The sequence below is a fragment of the Flavobacterium sp. ABG genome (assembly GCF_001027725.1).
GTDB lineage: Bacteria > Bacteroidota > Bacteroidia > Flavobacteriales > Flavobacteriaceae > Flavobacterium > Flavobacterium cupriresistens.
In genome coordinates, this window is sequence record NZ_LEKS01000008.1 from 179,854 (window position 1) to 204,564 (window position 24,711).

The window sequence follows — 24,711 nt, forward strand, 5'->3', positions numbered from 1 at the left end:
AAGTGTATTTTTGCTCTACTAAAAAAACAACTATCATGACCAAAAATATCTTTATCCTTGCCTTTTTAATTTTTTCAATAACGGGTACCAGCCAGAATTTAAAGTTAGAAGAAATTATGAAAGGAGACTCTTTCATTGGCAATCAGCCAACAAACGGAAGATGGTCGCTGGATGGAAAAAAAGTTTATTTTGAATGGAATCCGAAAAACGAATTAGGCACAAGCACGTACTCTTGGCAAAAGGGAGCTTCTAATCCGGTACTTGTAGAGCCGAAGGAAGCCGTTTTTTCTAAATTCGATTTTAAAAGAAAACCGACATCAGATATTGTTTTTTATACCAATAAAGGAGGTTTGTACTCGTACACTATTAGTACAAAAGCAACAAAAAAATTATACCAGCAAAATACTCCGATTTCTAATCTTGCGTTAGGAAGTCAGCTTGGAGTTGTATTCTTTGAGCAAAACGAAAACATTTTTAAATACAATAGTAAAGAGGGCACGCTACTGCAAATCACTAATTTCAGTAAAGGCAATAAGAAAGAGAAAACACCCGAAAAAGATACTTTCTTGAAAGAACAACAGAAAGAATTATTTCAATTTATCAATGATAAAGAGGCAAAAAAACAATGGAACATGGCTAAAAGCAAAGCCGTGAAGTCAGATTTTGTCAAAGAGTATTTTTATGGAAAAGATAATTTGACAGACCTCAAAGCAAATCCAAATGGAAACTACGCTACTTTTAGTTTAGTAGAAAATGTTGAAATTAAAATGGAAAAAATGGAAGTTTTTATAACAGATGACGGTTATAATCAATCTCCTGATACCAAAGAAAAAGTATCGACGGCCAATTTGGTAAAAACACGTTTTGGTATTTACTCCGTTGCAAAAGACTCTGTTTATTTTGTCAATTTCTCAAAATTGAGCCATATTCAGGACGTTCCGAAATACTATGAGGCTTACGATAATTTAAAAAACAAAGAGAAAGAAGACAAACTAATTGTCGCGTTGGCACCAGTTTATAACGAAGACGGTTCGTTTGCAATAACAGAAATCAGAAGTCAGGACAATAAAGACCGATGGATTGTAAGTCTGAATCTCGAAAACGGAACTTTTACCGAAATAGAACACCAACACGATGAAGCGTGGATTGGCGGACCCGGAATTCCTTCTTATGCTTTTGAAACCGGAAATCTTGGTTTTCTGGCAGACAATGAAACGGTTTATTTTCAATCGGAAGCTACCGGATACTCACACTTATACACGTACAACTTAAAATTGAATGTAAAAAAACAACTGACCAAAGGAAACTGGGAAGTTCGCGATTTGACTCTATCTAAAGACAAAAAGGCATTTTATTTAACAACGAATACAACACATCCGGGAAATAGAGATTTTTACAAGTTAAATGTTGCAGATGGAATTATGCAACCTATTTTAACAAAAGACGGAGCACACGAAGTAGTGGTATCTCCTGATGAATCGACACTTTTGGTACGTTACTCATTTAAAAATAAACCTTGGGATTTTTATATTGCCGAGAACAAAAAGAATACTGCTTTACAGCAAATTTCATCTTCAACTTCAGAAGAATTTAAAAAATACCAATGGAGAGAACCAGAGGTGATTACTTTCAAAGCACAAGACGGAACTCCGGTATATGCAAGATTGTATACACCAAAAGCAGAGAACACCAATAAAGCAGCCGTAATTTTTGTACATGGTGCAGGATATTTACAAAACGCACACAACCATTGGAGTGCGTATTACAGAGAATATATGTTTCATAACTTGTTAACCGATTTGGGTTATACAGTTTTGGATATTGATTACCGAGGAAGTGATGGTTACGGAAGGGATTTTAGAACCGGAATCTATCGTTTTATGGGAGGTAAAGATTTAACCGATCATCTTGATGGTAAAAAATATTTAGTAGATAATTTGGGTATTGATGCCAACAGAGTTGGTATCTACGGAGGTTCTTACGGTGGATTCATAACTTTAATGGGAATGCTGACAACTCCCGGAGAATTTGTTTCGGGTGCTGCTTTGCGTTCGGTTACAGATTGGGCACACTACAATCACGGATATACGGGGAATATTTTAAACTTTCCTGAAACAGATCCTGAGGCATTCAAAAAAAGCTCTCCTATTTATTATGCCGGTAACCTGAAAGGAAATTTACTAATGTTACATGGAATGGTGGATGATAATGTAGAATACAAAGACATTGTACGTTTATCACAGCGTTTTATAGAATTAGAGAAAAAGAACTGGACACTTGCTTCTTTTCCAATAGAAGCGCATACTTTTAAAGAAACGTATTCCTTAATTGATGAATACAGCAGAATCTTGAATTTGTTTAATACGACTCTTTTGAAGAAATAGTCTTCAGTCTCAGTCTCGGTCTTTGTCTCAGTCTCGGTCTTAGTCTTTGTCTCAGTTTTCAGCCTTTAATATTGCGTTAAGACTAAGGTTGAGAAGAGATTTAGACAAAAGCACAGACTGCGACTGCAACTGAAAACTGCGACTGAGAGTAAAGACTGCGACTGAAAGCTGAAAACTGAATACTTTTTTTGCTTCCTCTTTTAATTAGTTTTAAATTTGCATCCATAAAACAAAACACAACTAAAGGATAATGAGCAATACAATCACAACTACAGATTTTAATTTCCCGAATCAGAAATCAGTTTATCGCGGAAAAGTTAGAGAAGTTTACAATATCAATGAGGAACTTTTGGTAATGGTGGCGACCGACAGACTTTCGGCTTTTGATGTAGTTTTACCAAAAGGAATTCCATACAAAGGGCAAATTCTGAATCAGATTGCTACAAAGTTCATGGAATTAACGCAAGATATTGTACCCAATTGGTTGATTGCAACTCCGGATCCAAACGTGGCTGTGGGGCATTTGTGTGATCCTTTTAAAGTAGAAATGGTTATTCGCGGTTATGTTTCAGGACATGCCGCTCGTGAGTATGCTGCAGGAAGAAGACAAATTTGCGGTGTAACAATGGCGGAAGGTTTAAAGGAAAATGATAAATTTCCGGAACCAATTATCACGCCAACTACAAAAGCAGACAATGGTTCTCATGATGAAGATATTTCGCGTGAAGCTATTTTATCAAAAGGAATAGTTTCAGAAGAAGATTATATTGTTTTAGAAAAATATACCCGTGCTTTATTTCAAAGAGGGACTGAAATTGCCGCAAGTCGTGGTTTAATTTTAGTAGATACAAAATACGAATTCGGAAAAACAAAAGACGGTGTAATCGTTTTGATTGACGAAATTCATACTCCGGATTCTTCCCGTTATTTTTATGCTGACGGATATGAGGAAAGACAGGAAAAAGGAGAAGAGCAAAAACAATTATCAAAAGAATTTGTACGTCGTTGGTTGATCGAAAATGGTTTTCAAGGTCAGGACGGACAACAGATTCCTGAAATGACAGAAGCTTACATCGAATCTGTTTCAGAAAGATATATTGAGTTATACGAGAATATTTTAGGAGAGAAATTTGTAAAAGCTGATATTGCCAATATTGATGCACGTATTGATAAAAACGTAAAGGAATATCTTGCTGATAAAGCTTAATTTTAGGTTTTAAGAGTTTATTTTTAATAGAAAAAGCGCAATCCAATTATTTGGATTGCGCTTTTTTATTGAGGTTCTTTACTTTTTTTGATTTTTTTTTGATTTAAATGTAACGTTTTAGGTTTTTTAAGCGTCTATATAGATAGTGACTGTTATTCGGAAGAAAGCATTTTTGATGCAATACTGCTAAATTACAGTTTACAATTAAATCAATCAATCAATCAATCAATCAATCATGAAAAAATCAGTAATCATTCTAGGGACAGCTTTTGTTTTATTTGCAAATGTATCAGTAGCTTCAAATCACAAGCCGTTGGTAAAAGATCAAATCGAGTTTTCTGCTTATGAATCTTCGCCATTACATATTGCAGTGTGCAACGGGGATCTTGAAAGCGTTAAAAAAAGTATCGAATACGGGGCAGATGTCAATAAATTATCAAGAGACATGTCTCCGCTGATGTTGGCAGCACGATTTAACAGAGTAGAGATTATTAAAGTTTTATTAGAAAATGGAGCTAAGCCTTCGCTTGAAAATGATAAAGGCTTAAAAGCGTTAGATTATGCCAAATATTCGAAAGCTACAGAGTCTATTGCAATTCTGAAAGGTTTGTAATAAAGGAAACCATTAAAAAATAGAAAACCGTCATTAACAAACTAATGACGGTTTTCTTTTTTTTACAAAGATTCGTTTTTATTCTGTTGCTTTGAACCTGAAAATTATTTCTCGCAAAGACGCAGCGTTGCAAAGTTTTTATTTCCCTCGAGTTTTTGAACCTGATCTTTTATTCTTCCATCTTTGCTTTTAAATTATCCAGGCCTTTTTGTAAATCATTTCCAATCATCTGATCCATTTTCATAAAAGGCAACATGATATTCATAGGGTAGGGTATAACACCGTTTATGCCCCATTTTACTTTGGTCTGATCTGCTGCTAAACTTTCGGTCGACATAAATCCGACAGCAGTATCGTTCATCGGCTCCTTAAACCTGAGAGCGAAATCCAATCGTTTTCCTTCTATAATTTTGGTGATTTCCTGTTCACCCACACCAACCTCTTTTACTTTGCTCTCCCAGGCCGATAATGCACCAACACTACCGTCTGTTCCTTTGTAAGTCAATTTCATTTTGGGATCGATATTGGCCCAGACGCTAAATTCATTTTGATTTTTTAAATATCTGACATAAGTAAAAATACTATCGACTGGTTTATGGATGATAATTTCTCTTTCAACGGCATAATTTCGAGGCATAAAGTAAGCCGTAATTAATACGATTGCTACAACTAAGATTAAGGCGGCCAGAATTTTTTTGATTGCTCCCATTTTTTTTGGTTTAAAGGTTATTTAAATGATTTGGTAATGGTGAAAATGATTGGTCAATTATTTTATTAGCCGTTTTCTTTATAAAAAAACGACAAAACGTAAAGCTATATACTTAAGTTTTATCCTACTTTTTTATTTTTTTTGAAAATAAGTAATTTAGATCATTAATGTATGAATTATTGGCCGAAAATTTATTTTTCATTAAAAAAATAGGCCTTTTTTGAGTATTACTTCAAAGTAAAGTTAAAAAAGTAATGTTTTGGTTTTACATTTTTGGGAAAATTTGACAAATATTTTTTAGAAATATTCGTTTTTGTGTAACATTTCTACCTTTGCAGCGTCTTTTATACAGAATTAAATAACGATTGGGTGGTATTATTTAGGAATCATTAACAAAACGTTAAGAATTAGTTAAAACATAGTACCTTGTAATGCAAAATACCAAAATATTATTTACATTTGTATAGAATTTAAAAGATCATCAATCATATTTTATCAATCAATTTAACAAACAAAACCATTATGAAAAATTCAGTTATTTATTTAGGATTAGCTTTAGTAACATTTGCAAATGTATCAATGGCTGCAAATCACAAAACAGTTGTGAAAGATCAAATTGTACTATCTATAGACGAAGATGCAACACCATTAAACGTTGCTATTAGTAAGGGTGATATTGACGGAGTTAAGAAATTTATTGAATACGGAGCTAATGTAAACGAACAGTCAGGTGATATGTCTCCTTTAATGACTGCAGCACGTTACAACAAAGTTGAAATTATTAAAGTTTTATTGGCTAGTGGAGCACGTCCATCTGATAAAAACGAAAGAGGATATACAGCTTTGAAATATGCACAATTATCAAACGCTACAGATGCTGTTGCCCTTTTGAAAGATTTAAAATAAGATTTTAGATTAGTTTAAAAGAGTTTAAGTTAGTTAAAAACGATCTTCATGAGCAGAGGGTCGTTTTTTTTTGTTTAAAAATGTTTCAGTTGATGCTTCAAATAGGTCAGGTTTAGATTTGGATTAGCTTTCCTGAGCCACCAGTTAATCATCTTGACGAAATAAAGAATCAATACGAAAATCTTTGGAGTAGTAAAAATCTCGCGGAGTCGCAAAATCGCAAAGTTTTAATGAGAAAGTAGAAAAAAAGCTTTGAGACTCCATGACATTTCGAGAAACCCAAATTGAAAAGTGGAAAACAGAAGGGTAAAACTTAAAAATAAAAAGAGAAAACTTAGCAGCTTGGCGTTTTTGCGAGACTGTTAAAGCGAGAAGTTTGGAAATTGGCACTTTATGACCTTTTTTTACACGCAGATTTAGCAGATAGCAAGGATAAAAAAATCCGCCAAAATCCGCTAAATCTGCGTGCTATTTTATTTTAGCATTTCCCGCCCCGTAAAGACATTCTGTAAAAGTCAACAACTCTTTATTATCTGCCACAGATTAAAAAGATTGGAAGGATTTAGTTATAAAAAAAACCACTCCGGAAGAGTGGTTTTTTTTGAAGTTGCTTATTCAATCGGTACGTGTTTTTTACGGTTGAAGACCCAGAAGATAATCGGAAACACTAATAAGGTTAAAATCGTAGCAGTGATCAGTCCTCCAATAATTACGATGGCCAAAGGTTTTTGCGATTCAGAACCAATTCCTGTTGAAATGGCTGCAGGCATTAGACCTATAGAAGCCATGAGGGCTGTCATTACAACGGCTCTTGTTCGTGCTTTTACCCCCATAAAAATAGATTCCTCGAGGCTAAACTTCGCCTTTAGATTATGATGGAATTCCGATATCAGAATAACACCATTCTGAATACAAATTCCAAGCAAAGCAATAAAACCAACACCAGCCGAGATCCCGAAGTTCATACGGGTAAGGTGCAAAGCAATAATACCACCGATTATAGCAAAAGGAACATTGGCTAAAACCAGTAAGGAGTCTTTAATATTTCCAAAAAGGATAAATAACAAGACAAATATCCCGATTAAACTTATGGGAACAACTTGTGCTAAACGTGCACTGGCACGCACCTGATTTTCAAATTCTCCCGTCCATCCGGTAGTATAACCTTGTGGTAGTTTCATTTTGTCTACTTTTTGCTGTGCTTCGGCAATGGTACTTCCTAAATCGCGATCACGAACAGAGAATTTAACCCCGATAAAACGTTTGTTATTGTCTCTGTATATGAAAGCCGGGCCTGTAATGGTCTTGATGTCTGAGATTTCTTTTAAAGGAATTTTAATACCACTAATCGTCGGTACTTTTATTTCTTCCAAATCTTTTTCGTCTTTTCTGTATTCTTGTGAAAAACGAACTCTCACGTCAAATTTTTTCTCGTCTTCATATTTTTCTGTGGCTGTTTTTCCTCCAAAAGCAAGTTCAAGTACCGCTTGGGCATCGCTCAATGTAACACCGTAGGCCGCCATTTTTTCTCTATCCAGAATAACACTGATCTCCGGTTGTCCCACATTTCGAAGAATTCCGGCATCTTTTATACCGGGAATGTTTTTAATTTGGGCCAATACTTCATTCGCCAATTCATCGAGTTTGTTAAGATCATCACCGTATATTTTTACGGCATTAGAGGCTTTAAACCCGGCTACAGATTCGGCTACATTATCAATAACGGGTTGTGAATAATTATAGGTAATGCCCTGATGGACTTTTAATTTTTGATCCATTTGATTGATCAGATCGTCCATCGTAATTTTTCGAGTCCATTCTGCTTTTGGTTTTAGATCAACTTGAAGCTGAATAAACCCAAAACCGTTGGGATCGGTTCCGTCATTACTTCTTCCGGTTTGTGACAGCACTTTTTTTACTTCGGGAAAACTTTCAAGGTCTTTTCGGATCATAGCAGCTGTTTTCACACTTTCAGGAAGAGAAGTACTCATTGGTAATTCTGCGGTTACCCATAAGGCACCTTCGTTTAATTGAGGCAAAAATTCAGTTCCAAGAAAAGTTGCAGAAAAGAAAACGGTTGCCAATAAAACGATTGAAGCGATTAGTGTTTTGGCTTTGTGTTTGAAGGTCCAAGCAAAACCTTTACCTACTATTCGGTCCCAAAAGTTGACAAACGGATTGTGCTTCTCTTTTACATTTTTATTTAAAAGGATATGGGATAAGACCGGTACCATTGTCAAAGTAAAAATTAAGGCTCCCATTAAAGCAAATCCTAAGGTATAGGCGAGGGGAGAGAACATTTTTCCTTCTACTTTCTGAAAGGAGAAAATAGGTAGTAAAGCGGTAATAATGATTAGTTTAGAAAAGAAAATCGCTTTCCCCATTTCGGTTCCGGTTCTTTTAATCAGACTGCCTTTCGCTATTTTATTAAAAGCGGTCATGCCTAATTGATGCGCCCGACGGTCTAAAACAACAAACAATCCCTCAACCATTACCACGGCACCATCAATGATAATTCCAAAATCGACGGCTCCTAAACTCAATAAATTAGCACTCATTCCCATCATTTTGAGGCATAAAAACGCAAACAACAGCGACAGCGGAATAACGATAGAAACGGTAAAGGTAGTTCTCCAGTCGGCCATAAAAAGAAAGACGACACAAGTAACCAGAATAATACCTTCAAATAAGTTGTGCATTACCGTTTCGGTGGTGAAATTCATCAGATTATCACGATCATAAAACGTTTCTAATGTAATGTCTTTTGGAAGGATATTGTCGTTAAGATCCTTTATTTTGGCTTTGATGAGCGCTAAGGTTTCCTGAGGATTTTCTCCTTTACGCATTACAATAATTCCTTCAACCGCATCATCATTATCCCCGATTCCGGTTTGTCCGACTCTTGGCATCGAACTTTCATTTACTGCCGCTAAGTTTTTAACCAAAATTGGATTTCCTCCCGCATCGTCAACAATAATATTTTCAATATCCGGAATAGATTTTAATAACCCTACACCACGAACTACAAACGCCTGCCCGTTTTTTTCGATTACATCACCACCAACATTTAGATTTCCTGCATTGACTGCATTATAAACCTGAAGAGGAGTAATGTTGTATTTGGCTAATTTTATCGGATCAACGGCTACTTCATAAGTTTTAGTCTGCCCTCCAAATACATTTAGATCGGCAACACCGGGAAGGGAGCGCAGTTGTTTGTCGATCACCCAGTTTTGATAGGTTAATAATTCCCTGCTGTCTCTGCTTTTACTTTTTATAATGTATCTGAAAATTTCTCCTGTTGGACCGTATGGAGGCTGAACGTCCGGTTCGACATCATCGGGTAATGACACATTTTTAAGGAGATTGTTTACCTGAAAACGCGCAAAAGTATCATCGACACCATCATCAAAAATGATTTTGATAACCGATAAACCAAACATGGTAATACTGCGGACACTGGTCTTTTTTTGTACCGAGTTCATCGAAATTTCGATAGGAGAAGTAACAAAACGTTCCACTTCCTCGGCACTTTTCCCGTTCCATTGTGTGATGATAATGATCTGTGTATTGGTTACATCAGGAAAAGCATCAATAGGCATGGTTTTGAAAGAAATAAATCCTGCAACGGCCAGTAATCCCACCCAAAAGAAGGTAAATGCTTTGTTCTTTAGCGAGAAAGCAATAATGTTTTTTATGAATTTGTTCATTTTAAAAAGTATTTTTAATGATGAATTTTATGTTTTAATTCGCCTTAGAATTTGGTATGAAAAACGCAAGACGAATAATTGAGCAGGTCTACTGTCTTTAATACAGGCCGGATTTAGTACAAATTGATAATCGGAGAAAGTATAGAATAGGTCTTAGAAATTAGAAAAGGAGTTAAATCATTATCCCGATTTCCTATTTTTAGACTCTAACTGCGTATTGAATCTCTTTCCTGCTAATTTGGTTAATTGTTTAAGGCACCGTATATAAACAATTGATTGTTGGTGATTACCTTCTCATTTTCTTTTAGTCCGCTCGAAATATAGGTTACGTCACCAACTACTCTATACACGTCAACTTTTCTGGTTTCAATATTGTTACGGTCTTTAAAAATCACGACAAAGTTTTTACTCTTATCAAAAACGATTGCTTTACTTGGTACGGCTATCATAGACTCCTTTTCGTCGAAGGATAATTTTATGCTGGCATTCATATCCGGTTTTAATAAGTACCCCGGATTGCTTAATTTTATACGTGCCTGCATGGCTTTGGTTTCAGGATCGATCACATTATAGATCTTGTCTACTTTTCCTTTAAAAACCTGATCGGGATAACTTAGCGTAGTTACAGCAGCTGCAGTACCCAGTTTTACTTTATTGATGTCAATTTCGTTAATGTTAGCCATGGCCCATACTTCGCTAATTTCGGCGATATCAAAAATGTTTTCAGTGCGATCATTTCTCAAAAGCATGTCCTGATTGATGCTTTTTTGAATGATGAAACCACTTATTGGCGCAGTAACTTCATAGATAGAACCGGCTTTGATATTGTAAATTTTATAGGTTTCCTGAATTTTACTGACCTGTGATTGTGCTTTGTTTACTTCCGATTTTGCCTGTAAGACATCGCTTTCCGAGTTTAACTTCCCGTCATATAATTCCTGAGCTACTTTCAGGCCGTTTTTGGCTACCAATAAATCATTTTTGGCATCAATAGCCTGCTTTTCGAAGTCGGCAACATCAGTACTTTTTATCGAGGCTAAAACTTGTCCCTTTTTTACATAGTCTCCAAGTTCAACATTCACTTTTAATACACTTCCGCCAACAAGCGGGTAAACGTCAATCATTTTGTTGTTGTCGGCCGTAATTTTACCATAAAAACTCAATACATTTTTTACGGGTTGTTTTTCTGCCGGTGCAGTAGTGGTTGTTTTTAGCATGGCATCGCTTAGTACAAAAGAAGTATTGGTATCGGGGTTTTCAACTTCTTTTTTGCAGCCGGTTATGGATAAACTTACAATCGCAATTCCTATAATTAGTTTATGTTTCATCTTTAGTTTGTTTTAGAATAAGTCTTTATTGATTGTACTATTTAATTCTTCACCGGAAAGGGCTACTTTTTTCTTTATTTCGTTTACCTGAATGGTGGCCTGATTGTAACTTTCCATAAAATCGGTAAATTCTAAAATACTGATGTTTCGTTTTTGAAAATTGGCCAGGATTCCATTGTAAACCGCTTCAAAGTCAGCATTCACCGTTGGTTTTATCACGCTGTAATTTTTTCGTGATTCGTCCCACTTGGTCCAGGCCGATGTGATTTCGGTTTGTAATTGCAATTCAAAATTTTGTTTGTCAATTTTGGATTGTTCCAGAATCGTCTGTGCGTATTTGATATTTCCTTTGTTTTTGTTCCAAAGAGGGAGTGGAATCCCAATAGTCAAGTTACTTTCTTTGTTAAAAGCACCACTGCGCTGATCGTAGTTGGCTCCCAGAGTAAGGTCAGGAATCGACAGTGATTTTTGCCATTTTACATTTATTTCGTTGGCATCAATTTCTTTTTGTTTGGCTTGATAGTCCGGTCGATTGGCAATGGCATCGGTTTCGAATTTCTTTAAATCGAAGTCAATCGTTTTAAGATACTTATCAAATTCTTCTTTAGAAACTACAGGAATTACATTTTCAGTTTCATTTAATAATAATTTTAAGTTGGCCTGTTCGTCAATGTTGTCATTTACAGTTTCCATTCTTGCATTTTTAAAATTTAGAAAAAGAGATTGCAAGCGAACAACATCTTTTAAGGGAACATTGCCTTTTTGAGCCTGAATAGTGTAAGAGTTGATCAAATCTTCCAGATGAACGACTTGTTTGTCTGTGGTTTCCAGATTCTTGATGTTGAAATAAACAGTATAAAAACTTTTGCGTAATTGAAGTTTTAATGTTCGCAGAAGATCGTTAAACTGAAGTTCTGCCAGTTGTTCATTGGTTTTAGCCAATTTTACTTCATTGCGTTTTTTTCCGCCTAAATAGATGAGTTGTTCGATTCCAAAAGCCTTTTGCCCTTCTTTTCCAATATCAAAATACTGATTCCGTTCTGGGTTATAAGCATTCAATTCAGCTGTAAGAGTGGGGTTATCCCAAATTCGGGCTTGAATGGTCATGGCTTTTGATGCATCAATATTGTATTGAGAAGCCAGTAACAAGAGATTCTTTTTTAAAAATTGAGCCTCACAGTCTTGAAGGGTGACCGTTTTCTGAGCCATTGCAGCCTGATTAAGCATTGCGAATAGGAGTAATGCAAATAACTTTTTCATTGTATCATTTTTAGTTTGTACAAATATGCTATCGACAGACTTTAAGACACCTTAAAATCTACCTTAAAAATAGCTTAAAATTACTTACAAATGAAAAGTTAACCGAAATAAATTCGTGTTAATATTTGATACTGAGTAGCTTATGGTTGCTTTGTGTAGCGTGAGGATTCGTTGAACAATTCGCAATCCAAGGCCAAATCCGGTTGTTCCTTTTGAATTTTCTCCACGCATAAAAGGCTGAAAAAGGTTTTTTTGCTCTTCTTCGCTTAAGGTAATTCCGGTGTTAGAAACAGAGAGAATTAAATGGTGGTCGTCTGCACTAATTTTAACTGTTGCCTGTTTGTTGTCTGAGTAAACACAGGCATTTTTGAGAACATTGCTCAAGGCAATTTCCAGTAGGTTTTTATTTCCTTTTATTTCTAAAGCGGTATCGAGGTTTTCATTTTCTTCAATTTCAAATAGAATTACAAAATCAGGAAAACTTTTATTCAGATTTTCAATAGCAGAAAAGAGGATTTCATCCATGCGATGTATTTCTGTATTTTGGCCTCTGTTGGTATCTACTTTAGACAAAATCAATAAGGAATTAATCAGTTCCGTTAATTGATTTACGTCAGCTAATATATTGGTTAAAAAGGACTTATTTTCAACACTCGTTTTAGGATCTGCAACAGCATTTTCGATTTGCGAAGTGATTCTGGACAGTGGAGTTCTGAGTTCATGCGAAGCGTTTGCCGTGAATTCTTTCTGTTTTTGATAGGAGACTTCAATCCGGTCCATCATGAAGTTGAATTCGTTGGCAATCAGATCAATTTCGTTTTTATTACTTTTAGACTCAATACGGGTGTCGAGATTGTTCTCGTTTATATTTTTTATTTTTTGATGAAAGGAATTCAGAGGATTCATCAGTTTTTTTACGGTAAAAGAAGTGATAATCCAACACAGACAGGTAAAGAAAAGATAGGATACAATTAAGGTATAACGCAGAAAAAGCAATTTCTTTTTACCAAAATTGTCCGTCGCCGAGATTAACGCATAAAAATCACGGTCGTTAGTATCGTAAAAAACGCCGTATACTTCATAATCACCTTGTTGTTTAAAAAAGGTTTTGTTCTTTTTTAAATACTTCAGATCATCAACAGACCATTTTATTTTGGCATCATCAATACTGCTGTAGATTAATTTGTAGTTAGAATCAAAAACCAGCGTTTTTTCGTCGTATAATTTATTGATGGAGTTCTGATCGATAATTTTAAGCAACTGATTGTCGATTTGCTTGACATTTACCAGAAGTTTTATGTTTGATAAAGCCTTAATCTCTAACCGGTCGCGGAATTCTTCTTTTCTGTAATTGGAATATAAAATGAATATCACAGTCGAAGCCAAACCAAAAAGGATGGTAAACAACAAACTGACTAATAGCGATATTCGATTTTTTAATGTCATTCCTGATCACTTAAATAATATCCGTAGCCAATTTTGGTACGAATGAGTTTTGTTTCGTGGTCTTTATCAATTTTTTTTCTTAAAAAATTAATGTAAACTTCAATAGTATTCTGATTGGTTTCGATGTGATAGTCCCAAAGTTTTTCGGCAATAAATTGTTTAGACAGCACTTTTCCTTTGGCATGAGCCAAAATTAAGATGAGTTTAAACTCTTTTGGGGTTAGTTTTATTTCTTCGCCGGAGCGAAAGACTTTCATTTCTTCTTCCTGAATTTCTAAATCCTTAATAAGAATTTTTTTTTCGGTTTGTTGCGGAATGTCTTTTCGTCTTAAAAGCGAAGTTATTCGGGCATATAGTTCTTCAAAATGAAACGGTTTTACCAGATAATCATCGGCGCCATTGTCAAAAGAAGCGAGTTTGTCTTCAATTTCGCTAAAAGCAGTCAGCATAATTATAGGCGTTTTTTTGTCGACTTGACGAATGCCTTTGCAAACGTCTATTCCGGTTGTTCCGGGTACATTGATGTCCAGAATTATTAAGTCGTATTCGTTAGGAAGATACTTTTTTAATAATAAGGAGCCGTCGTAATAGGGAAAACACTCGAATTCTTTTGAGGTAAAGAATGTTGAGATTTCTTTTGATAAAGTAAAATCATCTTCGAGTAGTAAAATTTTCATGTTCTTTTTATATTGGTTAATTCGGTTATCCAATGTTTGTATCGAATAACCGAACCAATGTTTTATGAGTCTCAAATAGAAGTTTAAAACGATGTGTTTTGATCTATTTATGATTGAGTTCTAAAAATATTTTTTGCCACGAATTTCGCCAATTGGCAAGAATTAATTAATGTAATTTGTGCAATTCGTGTTTAATTTTTTGCCACAGATTAATAGGATTGAAATGATTTGATCTGTGGGGATTAATTTAATTCTATCTTTTTTTTCACGCAGATTTAGCAGATTTAGCGGATTTTTTATCATTGCTTTGGCGAAAATCTGCCTAATCTGCTAAATCTGCGTGCTATTTTTATCTTGCGTCTTTGAATTGCTTTAACTTTTATCACGCTGAATTAGCAGATTCTAACAAAAGAACTGATAAAAAATCCGCCAAATCCGCTTAATCCGCCAAATCCGCGTACCATTTTTTTTACATCCCCTATTTGAAATACGAAAATGTTTCGTTGTTTTCGATTTTCAATATAGATTCATAAATCAACTGAATCACATTTTCAACATCTTCTCTGTGTACCATTTCTACAGTAGTATGCATATAACGTAAAGGTAATGAAATCAAAGCAGATGCGACACCACCGTTGCTGTACGCAAAAGCATCTGTATCTGTTCCTGTAGCGCGCGAAGAGGCATGACGCTGGAATGGGATTTTGTTTTCCTCAGCAGTATCCACAATTAAATCGCGTAATTTATTTTGTACTGCAGGAGCATAAGCAATTACAGGACCTTTCCCCATTTTTAGATCACCTTCTACTTTTTTGTCAATCATAGGAGTTGTCGTATCATGGCAAACATCAGTAACTATGGCTACATTTGGTTTAATTGTTTGTGCAATCATTTCAGCACCACGAAGACCAATTTCTTCCTGAACGGAGTTTACGATATACAAACCAAAAGGAAGTTCTTTTTTGTTTTCATGAAGCAAACGGGCTACTTCGGCGATCATAAAACCACCCATTCTGTTGTCGATGGCGCGACATACAAATTTGTTTTCGTTCAGAATCATAAATTCATCAGGATACGTAATTACACAGCCCACATGAACTCCCATTGCTTCGACCTGCTCTTTGGTCTCACAACCTAAATCGATAAAAATATTGCTGATTTTTGGTGTCTCTTCTTTATCACGTAATCGGGTATGAATGGCCGGCCATCCGAAAACCCCTTTAACAATTCCTTTTTTAGTGTGAATATGCACTCTTTTTGAGGGAGCGATTTGGTGATCAGAACCACCATTTCTGATCACATATAGTAATCCGTCATCAGTAATATAGTTTACATACCATGAAATTTCATCTGCATGTCCTTCAATAACCACTTTAAAAGGAGCATCAGGATTGATAACTCCCACGGCTGTACCATAGGTATCAGTAATAAAGGTGTCTACATAAGGTTTCAGATAATCCATCCAAAGTTTTTGGCCTTCGCTTTCGTAACCGGTAGGTGAGGCATTATTAAGGTAGCTTTCAAGAAAAGCTATAGAGGTATCTTTTAAGATAGATTTTGTGCTCATAGAAAATTTTTTGCGCTAATTTATAAATTTGGTATTAGAGTTGTATATAAATATATAATTTTACATTTAAATTATGACTCCATGAGATTTACCTACTTTATTTTATTTTTTATATTGATTAGTTTTAAAAGTCAAGCCCAGGTTACCCCTAAAGAGAATCAGGAAATGGGCTATATATTGACCGAACAGGATACTATCTTAAATGATACTATCGAATTGCCGGAGATTATAATTTCTAAAGAGAAGCTGGATCCCGAGGCACAGAAGCAATTTCTTATTCTGCAGAATCGTGTTTATAAAACCTATCCTTATGCCAAAACAACCGCAGACAGGCTTACGGCCTTAAATCAGGGAATGGCACGTTTAAAAACAAATCGCGAAAAGAAAAAGTACTTCAAAATCGTTGAGGATTATCTTAACAATGAATTTGAAGACCGACTTAAAAAACTTTCCAGAAAACAAGGACAAATACTCGTAAAACTCGTTCACCGCCAAACCGGAACCACGACCTTTGACCTTATCAAGAATTTAAAAAGTGGTTTCAAAGCATTTGTATCCAATACGACAGCTAATTTATTCGATATCAGCCTAAAAAGAGAGTACAAGCCCTATGAAGTAAACGAGGATTATTTGATCGAAACCATACTCGTCAGAGCCTTCGAATCGGGTAGATTAATCAATCAAAAGCCCGCACATCCCGTTGATTACGATGATTTGAGTAATCATTGGCAGGAAAAAGCAAAAGAGCTGAAAGCAGCAAAATAAATAAACACATCTATTTAAAAGACTTACCGGATTAATTTTTGGTAAGTCTTTTTTTTTTGGATAAAACTTTAATATTTGGTTTTCGTAATAGGTATATTCTTTTTCTAAGACAGGTTCGGTTCTTTTTTTACCCTGCTGCCGATGCTGTTGTAAGATCCCGCCAATACTGGTTTTTAGTTTTAATTTTAGTTCACGCTTGTTTGTTTAGGAAATTTCTTATAATAATTATTTGCTGTTTGTAGTTTAATTCGTTAAGTTTACTTTTTTTTAACTATTAATTAACCAAAAAATTCTCCTATGCTAAAAAGAATACTTAGTCTTATTATGATGTTTTTTGCGATTTCGATGTGGTCGCAAGAAGAGCTTCAAAATGATTATTCTGTTTTTATAAATGGAAATAAAATACCTACTTCTGCCAATTTTAAAGAACAAGTTAGAGAATTTAAGAAGAATACAAGTAAGCAAAAGCCAGTGGCAACTTACTGTTTGGTGCAATTTACCCAAATGCCATCTGTAAAAGAGCAGCAAAAGTTAAAAGAGCAAGGTATTACATTGCTTAGTTATTTATCGAATAATGCTTATTATGCTTTAATTAATTCGAACTATTACAATAAAGGGGTTATTTCTTCTACTATCAGGACTGTTGTTACGGTAGATTCAAAGTATAAAATTGATCCAATGATTGCAAATGGAGCAATTCCGGATTATGCCTTAGAAGGAAGTAATAACGTTAAGGTTGTAGTAAGTTACTTTAAGGGAGTTGACAGTAAAGTTATTTCACAAAATTTGGCAGGTTTATTTGTGAAAAGCAGTAAGATCGACGAATCTTTTAATGAGGTTTATTTGGAAGCTTCCAGAGATAAATTGGAGGAAATCGCAAAACTAAACTGGGTTCAGAATATTGAATTGGTTGCTGCTCCTGTTGAAAGTGATAATAAGCCTGGTGTAACTTCTCATAAAGTAAATGTTTTAAGTTCAGCTATTCCCGGTTTAGGATATGGATTAACAGGAAAAGGGGTTAAAGTGGGTGTTTGGGATGGAAATCTGGAAAAACATAAAGATCATACCGGTAGAGTTACAATTAGAGAATACGAGTCTAATTCTTCTCACGGAGCACACGTTTCCGGAACAATTGGCGGTGCCGGTTTGTTAGATCCAAGAGCCAGAGGTATGGCGCCGGAGGTACAAATGTTTGGTTGGAATTTTAATACACAATCAAATGGTTTAAGTGTGCAACAAGAAAGAGTAAAAGCGGTAACAGAAGACGGGATCGAAATCACCTCTAATTCTTACGGAACCAGTCTTACTTCCGGATACAATGTGAGGAGATACGATAATGAAGATCGTGGAGACGATAATGTTACGGTTCTATATCCTTATCTTTTAAATGTGTATTCTAATGGAAATTCACAATCAGCATACCCGGGCGGTTTTAATACCTCTACTAAAAATTCAAAAAACTCATTGCACGTAGCAGCTAATAATCCTGATGATTTGATTAGTAATTACAGTAGTTTCGGACCAACGATTGATGGTCGCTTGGTACCACAAATTGCGGCAGTTGGCACAGATGTATATTCATTAGATTATAGTAATGGGTATTCAGTTAAGAGCGGAACTTCAATGGCAACACCCGGAACCAGTGGTACAATAGCTTTGCTCTACGAAAGATATAAAAATATTTATGGAGAAAAACCATTAGCCTCTTTAATGAAAGCGTTGGTTACAAATACGGCAATAGATGCCGGTAACCCGGGTCCGGATTATAAATATGGTTTTGGAAATTTGAATGGTCTAAGAGCGATTAAAGCTTTAGATAAAAGAATGTTTTATACGGCTACTGTAGCAGGCGGAGCAGTTTATGAAAAAGAAATTGTGGTGCCTGTGGGTTTAGTTTCTTTAAAAGTTATGCTTGCTTATTCGGATGTAGCAGGAACACCCGGGTCGACTTCTGTTCAGGTAAATGATTTGGATATTAAAATCGTAAAAGACGGTACTACGACCTTACCGTGGATTTTAAATCCAACAACTCCAAATGCAAATGCGACAAGGGGAGTAGATACGTTGAACAATATCGAACAAGTAACTTTAGATAATCCTGCTCCAGGAACCTATAAAATTTTGGTTACCGGTACAAGAGTTCCTCTTAACAGTCAGGAATTTTCGGTAGTATACGATTATGTGGCACCGGAATTAAGCCTGACTTATCCGATTGGTAGAGAAAAATTCAATCCGGAAACTACAGAATACATCCGTTGGGATTATGAAGGAGAAGCAAAAACGTTCACGATCGAATATTCACTTGATGGAGGAATAAATTATATGACACTAGCAAAAGAAGTTCCTGCTGCCGCAAGAAGTTTTGCCTGGAAAATACCTGCAGCTGTGGTTGCAAACGCTAAGATAAGAATTAGTACAGGTGCAAAAGTAGATACTTCAAAAGAAGTATTTAATATTATTGCAGAGCCTAAAAATTTAGTGATTGCGCCAGCTGTCTGCGGTACTTCTTCCTATAAAATGGATTGGGATCCTATTGCAGGAGCAAAATATGAAGTTTTAAAAATGAACGGATACAAGTTTGATGCTGTCGCGACAGTTACAGAACCTACTTATACGTTTAATAATCTTACAGCAGGGGAAGACAATTGGTTCTCTGTTCGCACAATAGATGTTGCTACAGGAATTACCTCTGAAAGAGCTAAAGCAATAAAGGTGGATCCGGTTTCACAGCCGGTTTTGACAGTTGCCAGTTTACCGTTTTTAGAAAACTTCAATGAAAGAAAAGCAACGAATTATGTTCTTTCCAAAGGAACTGCAGGTATTATAAAATATGAATATGTAAACGCAACATTACTGGATGGTGTAAAAATGGCAGGGTCCGGAAATGTATCTTTGACGCCATGGGTTGCAAGTACAACTGCGAATGCCTTTGCCAATAACCCGAATTTCATAAAAAAGATGTCTTTTTGCGATATTGATGCTACAGCACTGACAGGAAAAGTGATTCGTATGAAATTTAATTTAATTTGGAATAGTGTTGGCGCCGTTAATAAAAACTTTTTTAGAGTTTTGGTAAATGGAATCCCGCTAAGCAGTCATGAAAACATAGACGTTTATGCAGGAGCCACGCTATCAGGAAATACAGAAGTAATCTATGATTTGTCGGCATTCGCAGGAACAACATTTAGTATTGCTTTTGAAACTGTTATGGATAATGATGCGAGTGTGGTTGGTAATGATACGGTGTACACTACTGTTTTTGTAGATAATGTTAGTCTTTTCGAAGCCACAACTACCGATTTGGCACTATCTTCATTGGTAGCCAATACTGCTTTAACAGCTACTGAGACCGTGACAATGAAAGTGTTTAACAATTCTCCTGTTGCAATAAGTACTATTCCTGTTTCTTATAAAATTAATGAAGAAACAGAAGTTAGTGAAGTTATTCCGGGACCCATTGCTCCTTTGAGCAGCGTGTCTTATGATTTTGTTCAGAAAGTCAATTATGCTACTCCGGGTGTTTACAAAGTTGTTGGCAATGTAAATTATACCGGTGACGCTGTTGTTGAAAATAATACAATTACAAAAACTGTTTATAATAATGGGACAGATGTTTTAATGGGGTCAGCTACTCCAAATACTACTTGTTCGGCGGTATTTACAGATAACGGAACACGTTTCACCAATTATAGTGATAATGTAACCCAGACCCTAACTTTTAAACCCGCTACAGCAGGCAGCAGTATAAAAGTAGATTTTACAACTTTTGATACGGAACAAGATTTTGATTATTTGTATGTTTATAATGGCCCTTCGGTTTCTGCAGCTTCATTGGTCGGTACTTTTACAGGCAATGCTTTGCCTTCATCAGTAACATCTAAAGCAGCAGGAGGGGAGCTAACTTTTAGGTTTACTTCAGATTCAAACACAAATGGAGCAGGGTGGACCGCTGACATCAGTTGTGTTGCAAAACCAACCGTACTTGATGCTAGTGTCGCTGCTATAGTTACGCCGGAGATTCTTGGAAAAAAAACAAGTACAAATGATGTAACGATTAGAGTTAGTAATTTAGGTGCAACTGCTTTAACAAACCACCCGGTATATTATCAGGTAAACGGAGGAGCAAAAGTTGCAGAGACAGTTCCTGCTATAGCTGCTTATGCTACAGTAAGTTTTACTTTTGCAGCCAAAGCAGATTTGTCTGATGTTGGAGCAACTTACCTAATAAAAAGTGGTGTTGATATAACAGACGATAATAATAGTAATGACGCAAAAGAAAAGACAGTATATAACAAAAATGAACTACCTGTTCATGAGAATACCAGTGGATATGCCATTTCTAAATTGAAATGGAATGATGTTGTGAATACTTCAGGAACGACTGCCTATTCTGATTTTAAGAATATAAAAATTCCGGTATATCCGGGATTCACCTATCAGCCTGAGGTTTCAATCACCAAAACAGAAATACCAATCACAAGAGATCTGTCAGCAACTGCTGTTGGTGTGTTTACTATGATGGTTATTGATTTGAATGGAGATGGCAATCTAACCGATGAATTTTATGCGGGTAATTTCTGGGTGAATACAACACCTACTTCAGCTGCACCGGCAATTCCATCTACAACAAGTACCCATTATTTCAGAAATAATATTTCATTGGCAGGAGGTTTAACGATTCCTGCAGGTACGACAGCAGGTGAAAAATTGATGCGTGTTATCCATATGTTTCGTTCGCCGAATGAGTATTTTAACGTAAACCTTGGACCAACTATTGATGGATTAACAAGTTCAAGAGGAGATTTCGAGGTAGAAGAATATACCGTTAATGTATTGCCATTTACCGCTGCTGATGCAAGTGTAGAAAGAATTACAGCACCTTTTAAATCTGCTAATAAACCTGTGACCGTAACAGCAGTTATACGTAATTTTTCGAACGCTGCAATCGCTAATTTCCCAATAGCATACAAAATTAATGGCGGAACCGAAGTGGTTCAAAATGTCAGTACCTCTATTGCAGCACTGGGAACAGCTACTTTTTCATTCATTACTAAAGCAGACTTAAGTGCGCCAAGAGATTATACAATTGAAGTATATACTAAATTAGCAGGTGATACAGACGCAACAAACGACAGTAAATCAATTTCACTTACACATGCCGCAAATTATGCTTTAAACGTAGTAGGGACTTTCGATGGAGTTGATGATTTTATAAAGACAGATGTTACACCAGCTCTGGATCTTACCAACAATTACACATTCGAAGCATGGGTTAATCAGAAGAAACCATCGACCTTTGGTAGAGTTTTAGACAAAAGCAGGGCGTTAGTCTTTATTCATAACAGTAATAATGTAACGCTTTACAAAGAAAATAGTCTGGTAATTTCTATTACAACTGCTTCAGGTTCATATGTAATCAATACAGGAGCAAATTCGATTAAACAAAACATTTGGCAGCATATTGCTTACACAGTGAGTTCAACTAATGTGTATACTGTTTATATAGATGGAGTTTCTGTTCCTTTTACTAGTACCGGTATTGCCGGGGCAGCTACTACTAATGCAACACTGCCGGCTTATATTGGTAACAATGCCACTTTAACACGTGGTTTAAATGGTAACATAGATGAAGTTCGTATTTGGTCGGGTGTTCGGGATCAGGCAACAATTTCTGGCAATGCAATGGTAAGATATACGGGTAATGAAGCTGGGTTAACAGGTTATTATCCTTTCTCCGAAGGTGATAAACAATTTGTTCATGATTCTTCTGCAAATGATAATACAGCTGTAGTAACAAATGCCGATTCAAATGGTTTAGGTGAAGGGAAATTCTGGAATATTCCTGTTCTGTTACAAAAGGTAGATTTTGTAAATCAGCTTTCGTCCACTTACGATGCAGCAACCAAAACCTATACTGTATTGTTGAATAATGGATCCGATATAACGACCGCAGTTGCCAATTGGGGATTAGGAATGAATAGTACTGCAAAAATAAACGGAATAACACAAGTAAACGGTGTTACAGCAAATGACTATACTAATCCACTTACGCTAACAGTTGAGGGAGTTGGTTTTAATACAGGAATTTCAGAAGCGTATACTATTAAGGTGATTACCGATTTAAAAACGGAAAGCAAATTAATTTCGTATAATTTTACAACCGCATCAAATCCGGTGCTAACATCAGATATTAATACAGATATAACAGGAAACAATGTTACAAAAACAGTAGTCTTTGGAACTAATATTTCTAGTTTAAAAGCAGATTTTGCTGTCTCTCCGGGAGCAGAACTTTATATAGACGGTGTGAAGCAGTTAAATTCGAAAACAATTATATCAGATTATTCGAATAGTTTTCTGGTTACTGTTGTCTCAGAAAACAAACTTTCACGGACCAATTATACGGTTACATTAAATGCGAGAAATTCAGAAGCCAATATTTTGGCATATACTGTTGCAAATCAAGTAGGAACAAGTGTTATAGATCCGGTTTCCAAAACAGCTAAGGTTTTGGTTGATAATAATGCTGATTTAGCTACAGTAGTTCCGGTTTTCCAAATATCTGATTTTGCTACATTGCGTATCGGTACCTATTTTCAAGATAGTGGGGTTACGAGATTAAACTATACTTCGCCAGTTGTTTATAATGTATTGGCGCAAAATGGAGATATTGTAGATTGGACCATAACAATTGAAAGAGCTGCACCAACCATAACGCTTTTAGGAGACGCTATAGTTTCTATTAATAAAGGTTGTGTTTTTACCGATGCAGGTTATAGTGCAAAAGACAATTTAGGTGTTGATATCGGAGCAGGAGTTGTAGTTTCGGGTTCTGTCGATGTAAATACGCCGGGTCAATACATTCGTACTTATACCGTCAAAGACGCCTTGCAAAATCAAACTTCAGTAACTCGTATAATAAATGTATCAAGCACAGCATGTAGTTTAGGAGTAGATTCCAATACAATTGAAGGGTTTGTTATCTACCCAAATCCGGTAAAAGATGGGAAAGTGCACATACAAACAAGTTCCGGCGGTTCTAAAAACATCAGAATATCTGATATGTCCGGAAAAAAGGTGTTTACGATACGATCTGCTGACAAAGAAATAAATGTTTCTAGTTTGCCATCGGGAGTTTATATAATTAAAGTAGAGCAAGATGGTAAAACCGCAACGCAAAAATTAATTATCAAATAAGTTTCGTCTAGTATATTAAAAAAAAACAAGCCATCACAATAGCATTCAAAGCCGGTCTTGTTCTAATATACACCAAATCCACAACCCGACAGGTTTTTAAAACCTGTCGGGTTTGTTTGTTAAAGAGAGTAAGGTAGAGAATAACAGTTGTCCTTATATATATATAGGTGTAATTACATCCTTAATTATACACCCCCAACCCGACAGGTTTTCAAAACCTTTCGGGTTTGTTGTTTAAAAGTTCTAAAATTAAAAAGCATCCAGCGTACAAAAGAAGTTATAGGTTCCCTAAATCAGATACTATAATATATAGGAGCAATCATATCCTTAATTATACACCCTCAACCCGACAGGTTTTCAAAACCTGTCGGGTTTATTTTTTAAAAATCCCAGTAAAATCAGCCCTTCCAAAAGAACAGCAACAAGACAAAATCACAATTTGAAAGAAAATTCCTAAAAACAACAAAAAGAGAAGTTTTGTAAAAACACCATTACCAGTAAGTTAATAAAAAGATTTAAAAAAAGGCAAAAAAAGCAAAGTAAAAAGCTTGTAAAAGCGAATAAAGAGACTACTTTTGCACCCGCAACGACGCAGACGTTCCCTGATAGACTGACAAGAAAAGAGGATTAATTTTTTAGAAAAGTTTGAGAAAACAAAATAAAAAAAAGATTCAAAAAAGCTTGTGAGATTTGAAAACGCTGCTTACCTTTGCACCCCGCAAAACACGCAAGTTCATTGAGAGATTGGTTAAGAAAAGAAGAAAATTAGAAACGAAAAGTTTCTAAAAAAAACTTCAAAAAAGTCTTGCCAGTTAAAAATAAAGATGTAGTTTTGCAGCCGCTTTGAGAAACAAGCGAAATTAAAAAGAAACACACGTTCGTAGACATATTGAATTGACAGCCGTTTTAACAGAGATGTTAAAACAAAAGAATAAGAGTAAT

The 24,711-nt window shown here is 35.6% G+C and carries 13 protein-coding genes; 6 read left to right on the plus strand and 7 right to left on the minus strand.

The genetic code is table 11. From position 1 onward, the window contains the following. Nucleotides 1-35: 35 nt before the first annotated feature. The 3 genes from AB674_RS11075 to AB674_RS11085 all read left to right on the plus strand — a co-directional run bounded on the left by AB674_RS11075 (nucleotide 36) and on the right by AB674_RS11085 (nucleotide 4,204). Entirely contained in the window at nucleotides 36-2,384 is a 2,349-nt protein-coding gene (locus AB674_RS11075; protein WP_047776559.1) for a S9 family peptidase, read from the plus strand. A 250-nt stretch (nucleotides 2,385-2,634) separates the two neighbouring features. Then, nucleotides 2,635-3,591, plus strand: coding sequence for a phosphoribosylaminoimidazolesuccinocarboxamide synthase (locus AB674_RS11080; RefSeq protein WP_047776560.1), 957 nt, complete (start codon nucleotides 2,635-2,637; stop codon nucleotides 3,589-3,591). 235 nt (nucleotides 3,592-3,826) lie between these two features. Next, nucleotides 3,827-4,204: an ankyrin repeat domain-containing protein gene (locus AB674_RS11085; protein WP_047776562.1), complete on the plus strand. Its 378-nt coding sequence runs from the start codon at nucleotides 3,827-3,829 to the stop codon at nucleotides 4,202-4,204. Between the two features lie 169 nt (nucleotides 4,205-4,373). Here the strand turns inward: AB674_RS11085 and AB674_RS11090 are convergent, their stop codons facing one another. Continuing rightward, complete coding sequence (locus AB674_RS11090; protein WP_047776563.1) at nucleotides 4,374-4,913, minus strand: SRPBCC family protein; 540 nt, start codon at nucleotides 4,911-4,913, stop codon at nucleotides 4,374-4,376. A 522-nt stretch (nucleotides 4,914-5,435) separates the two neighbouring features. Here AB674_RS11090 and AB674_RS11095 point away from each other — a divergent pair. Next, nucleotides 5,436-5,819 carry an ankyrin repeat domain-containing protein gene (locus tag AB674_RS11095; protein ID WP_047776564.1) on the plus strand — a complete coding sequence of 128 codons (384 nt, stop codon included), beginning with the start codon at nucleotides 5,436-5,438 and terminating at the stop codon, nucleotides 5,817-5,819. A gap of 611 nt (nucleotides 5,820-6,430) precedes the next feature. On the opposite strand, the gene AB674_RS11100 is transcribed toward AB674_RS11095, so the two are convergent. The 6 genes from AB674_RS11100 to AB674_RS11125 all read right to left on the minus strand — a co-directional run bounded on the left by AB674_RS11100 (nucleotide 6,431) and on the right by AB674_RS11125 (nucleotide 15,807). After that, entirely contained in the window at nucleotides 6,431-9,529 is a 3,099-nt protein-coding gene (locus AB674_RS11100) for an efflux RND transporter permease subunit (protein ID WP_047776566.1), read from the minus strand. Nucleotides 9,530-9,771: 242 nt separating this feature from the next. Beyond that, nucleotides 9,772-10,857 carry an efflux RND transporter periplasmic adaptor subunit gene (locus AB674_RS11105; RefSeq protein ID WP_047776567.1) on the minus strand — a complete coding sequence of 362 codons (1,086 nt, stop codon included), beginning with the start codon at nucleotides 10,855-10,857 and terminating at the stop codon, nucleotides 9,772-9,774. 12 nt (nucleotides 10,858-10,869) lie between these two features. Then, entirely contained in the window at nucleotides 10,870-12,117 is a 1,248-nt protein-coding gene (locus tag AB674_RS11110; RefSeq protein ID WP_053004246.1) for a TolC family protein, read from the minus strand. 84 nt (nucleotides 12,118-12,201) lie between these two features. Next, the gene (locus AB674_RS11115) at nucleotides 12,202-13,563 is read right to left on the minus strand and encodes a sensor histidine kinase (protein ID WP_047776570.1); all 1,362 of its coding nucleotides are present in this window, start codon (nucleotides 13,561-13,563) and stop codon (nucleotides 12,202-12,204) included. Continuing rightward, the gene (locus AB674_RS11120; protein WP_047776571.1) at nucleotides 13,560-14,240 is read right to left on the minus strand and encodes a response regulator transcription factor; all 681 of its coding nucleotides are present in this window, start codon (nucleotides 14,238-14,240) and stop codon (nucleotides 13,560-13,562) included. The genes AB674_RS11115 and AB674_RS11120 overlap by 4 nt, the downstream gene beginning before the upstream one ends. A gap of 478 nt (nucleotides 14,241-14,718) precedes the next feature. Then, nucleotides 14,719-15,807, minus strand: a complete 1,089-nt coding sequence (locus tag AB674_RS11125; protein WP_047776573.1) for a M42 family metallopeptidase — start codon at nucleotides 15,805-15,807, stop codon at nucleotides 14,719-14,721. A gap of 81 nt (nucleotides 15,808-15,888) precedes the next feature. Between AB674_RS11125 and AB674_RS11130 the strand changes: the two genes are divergently transcribed. Together AB674_RS11130 and AB674_RS11135 are read left to right on the plus strand one after the other, a co-directional pair. After that, the gene (locus tag AB674_RS11130; RefSeq protein ID WP_047776575.1) at nucleotides 15,889-16,572 is read left to right on the plus strand and encodes a DUF4294 domain-containing protein; all 684 of its coding nucleotides are present in this window, start codon (nucleotides 15,889-15,891) and stop codon (nucleotides 16,570-16,572) included. A gap of 297 nt (nucleotides 16,573-16,869) precedes the next feature. Continuing rightward, nucleotides 16,870-23,769: a S8 family serine peptidase gene (locus tag AB674_RS11135; protein WP_082210623.1), complete on the plus strand. Its 6,900-nt coding sequence runs from the start codon at nucleotides 16,870-16,872 to the stop codon at nucleotides 23,767-23,769. Nucleotides 23,770-24,711: the final 942 nt, after the last annotated feature.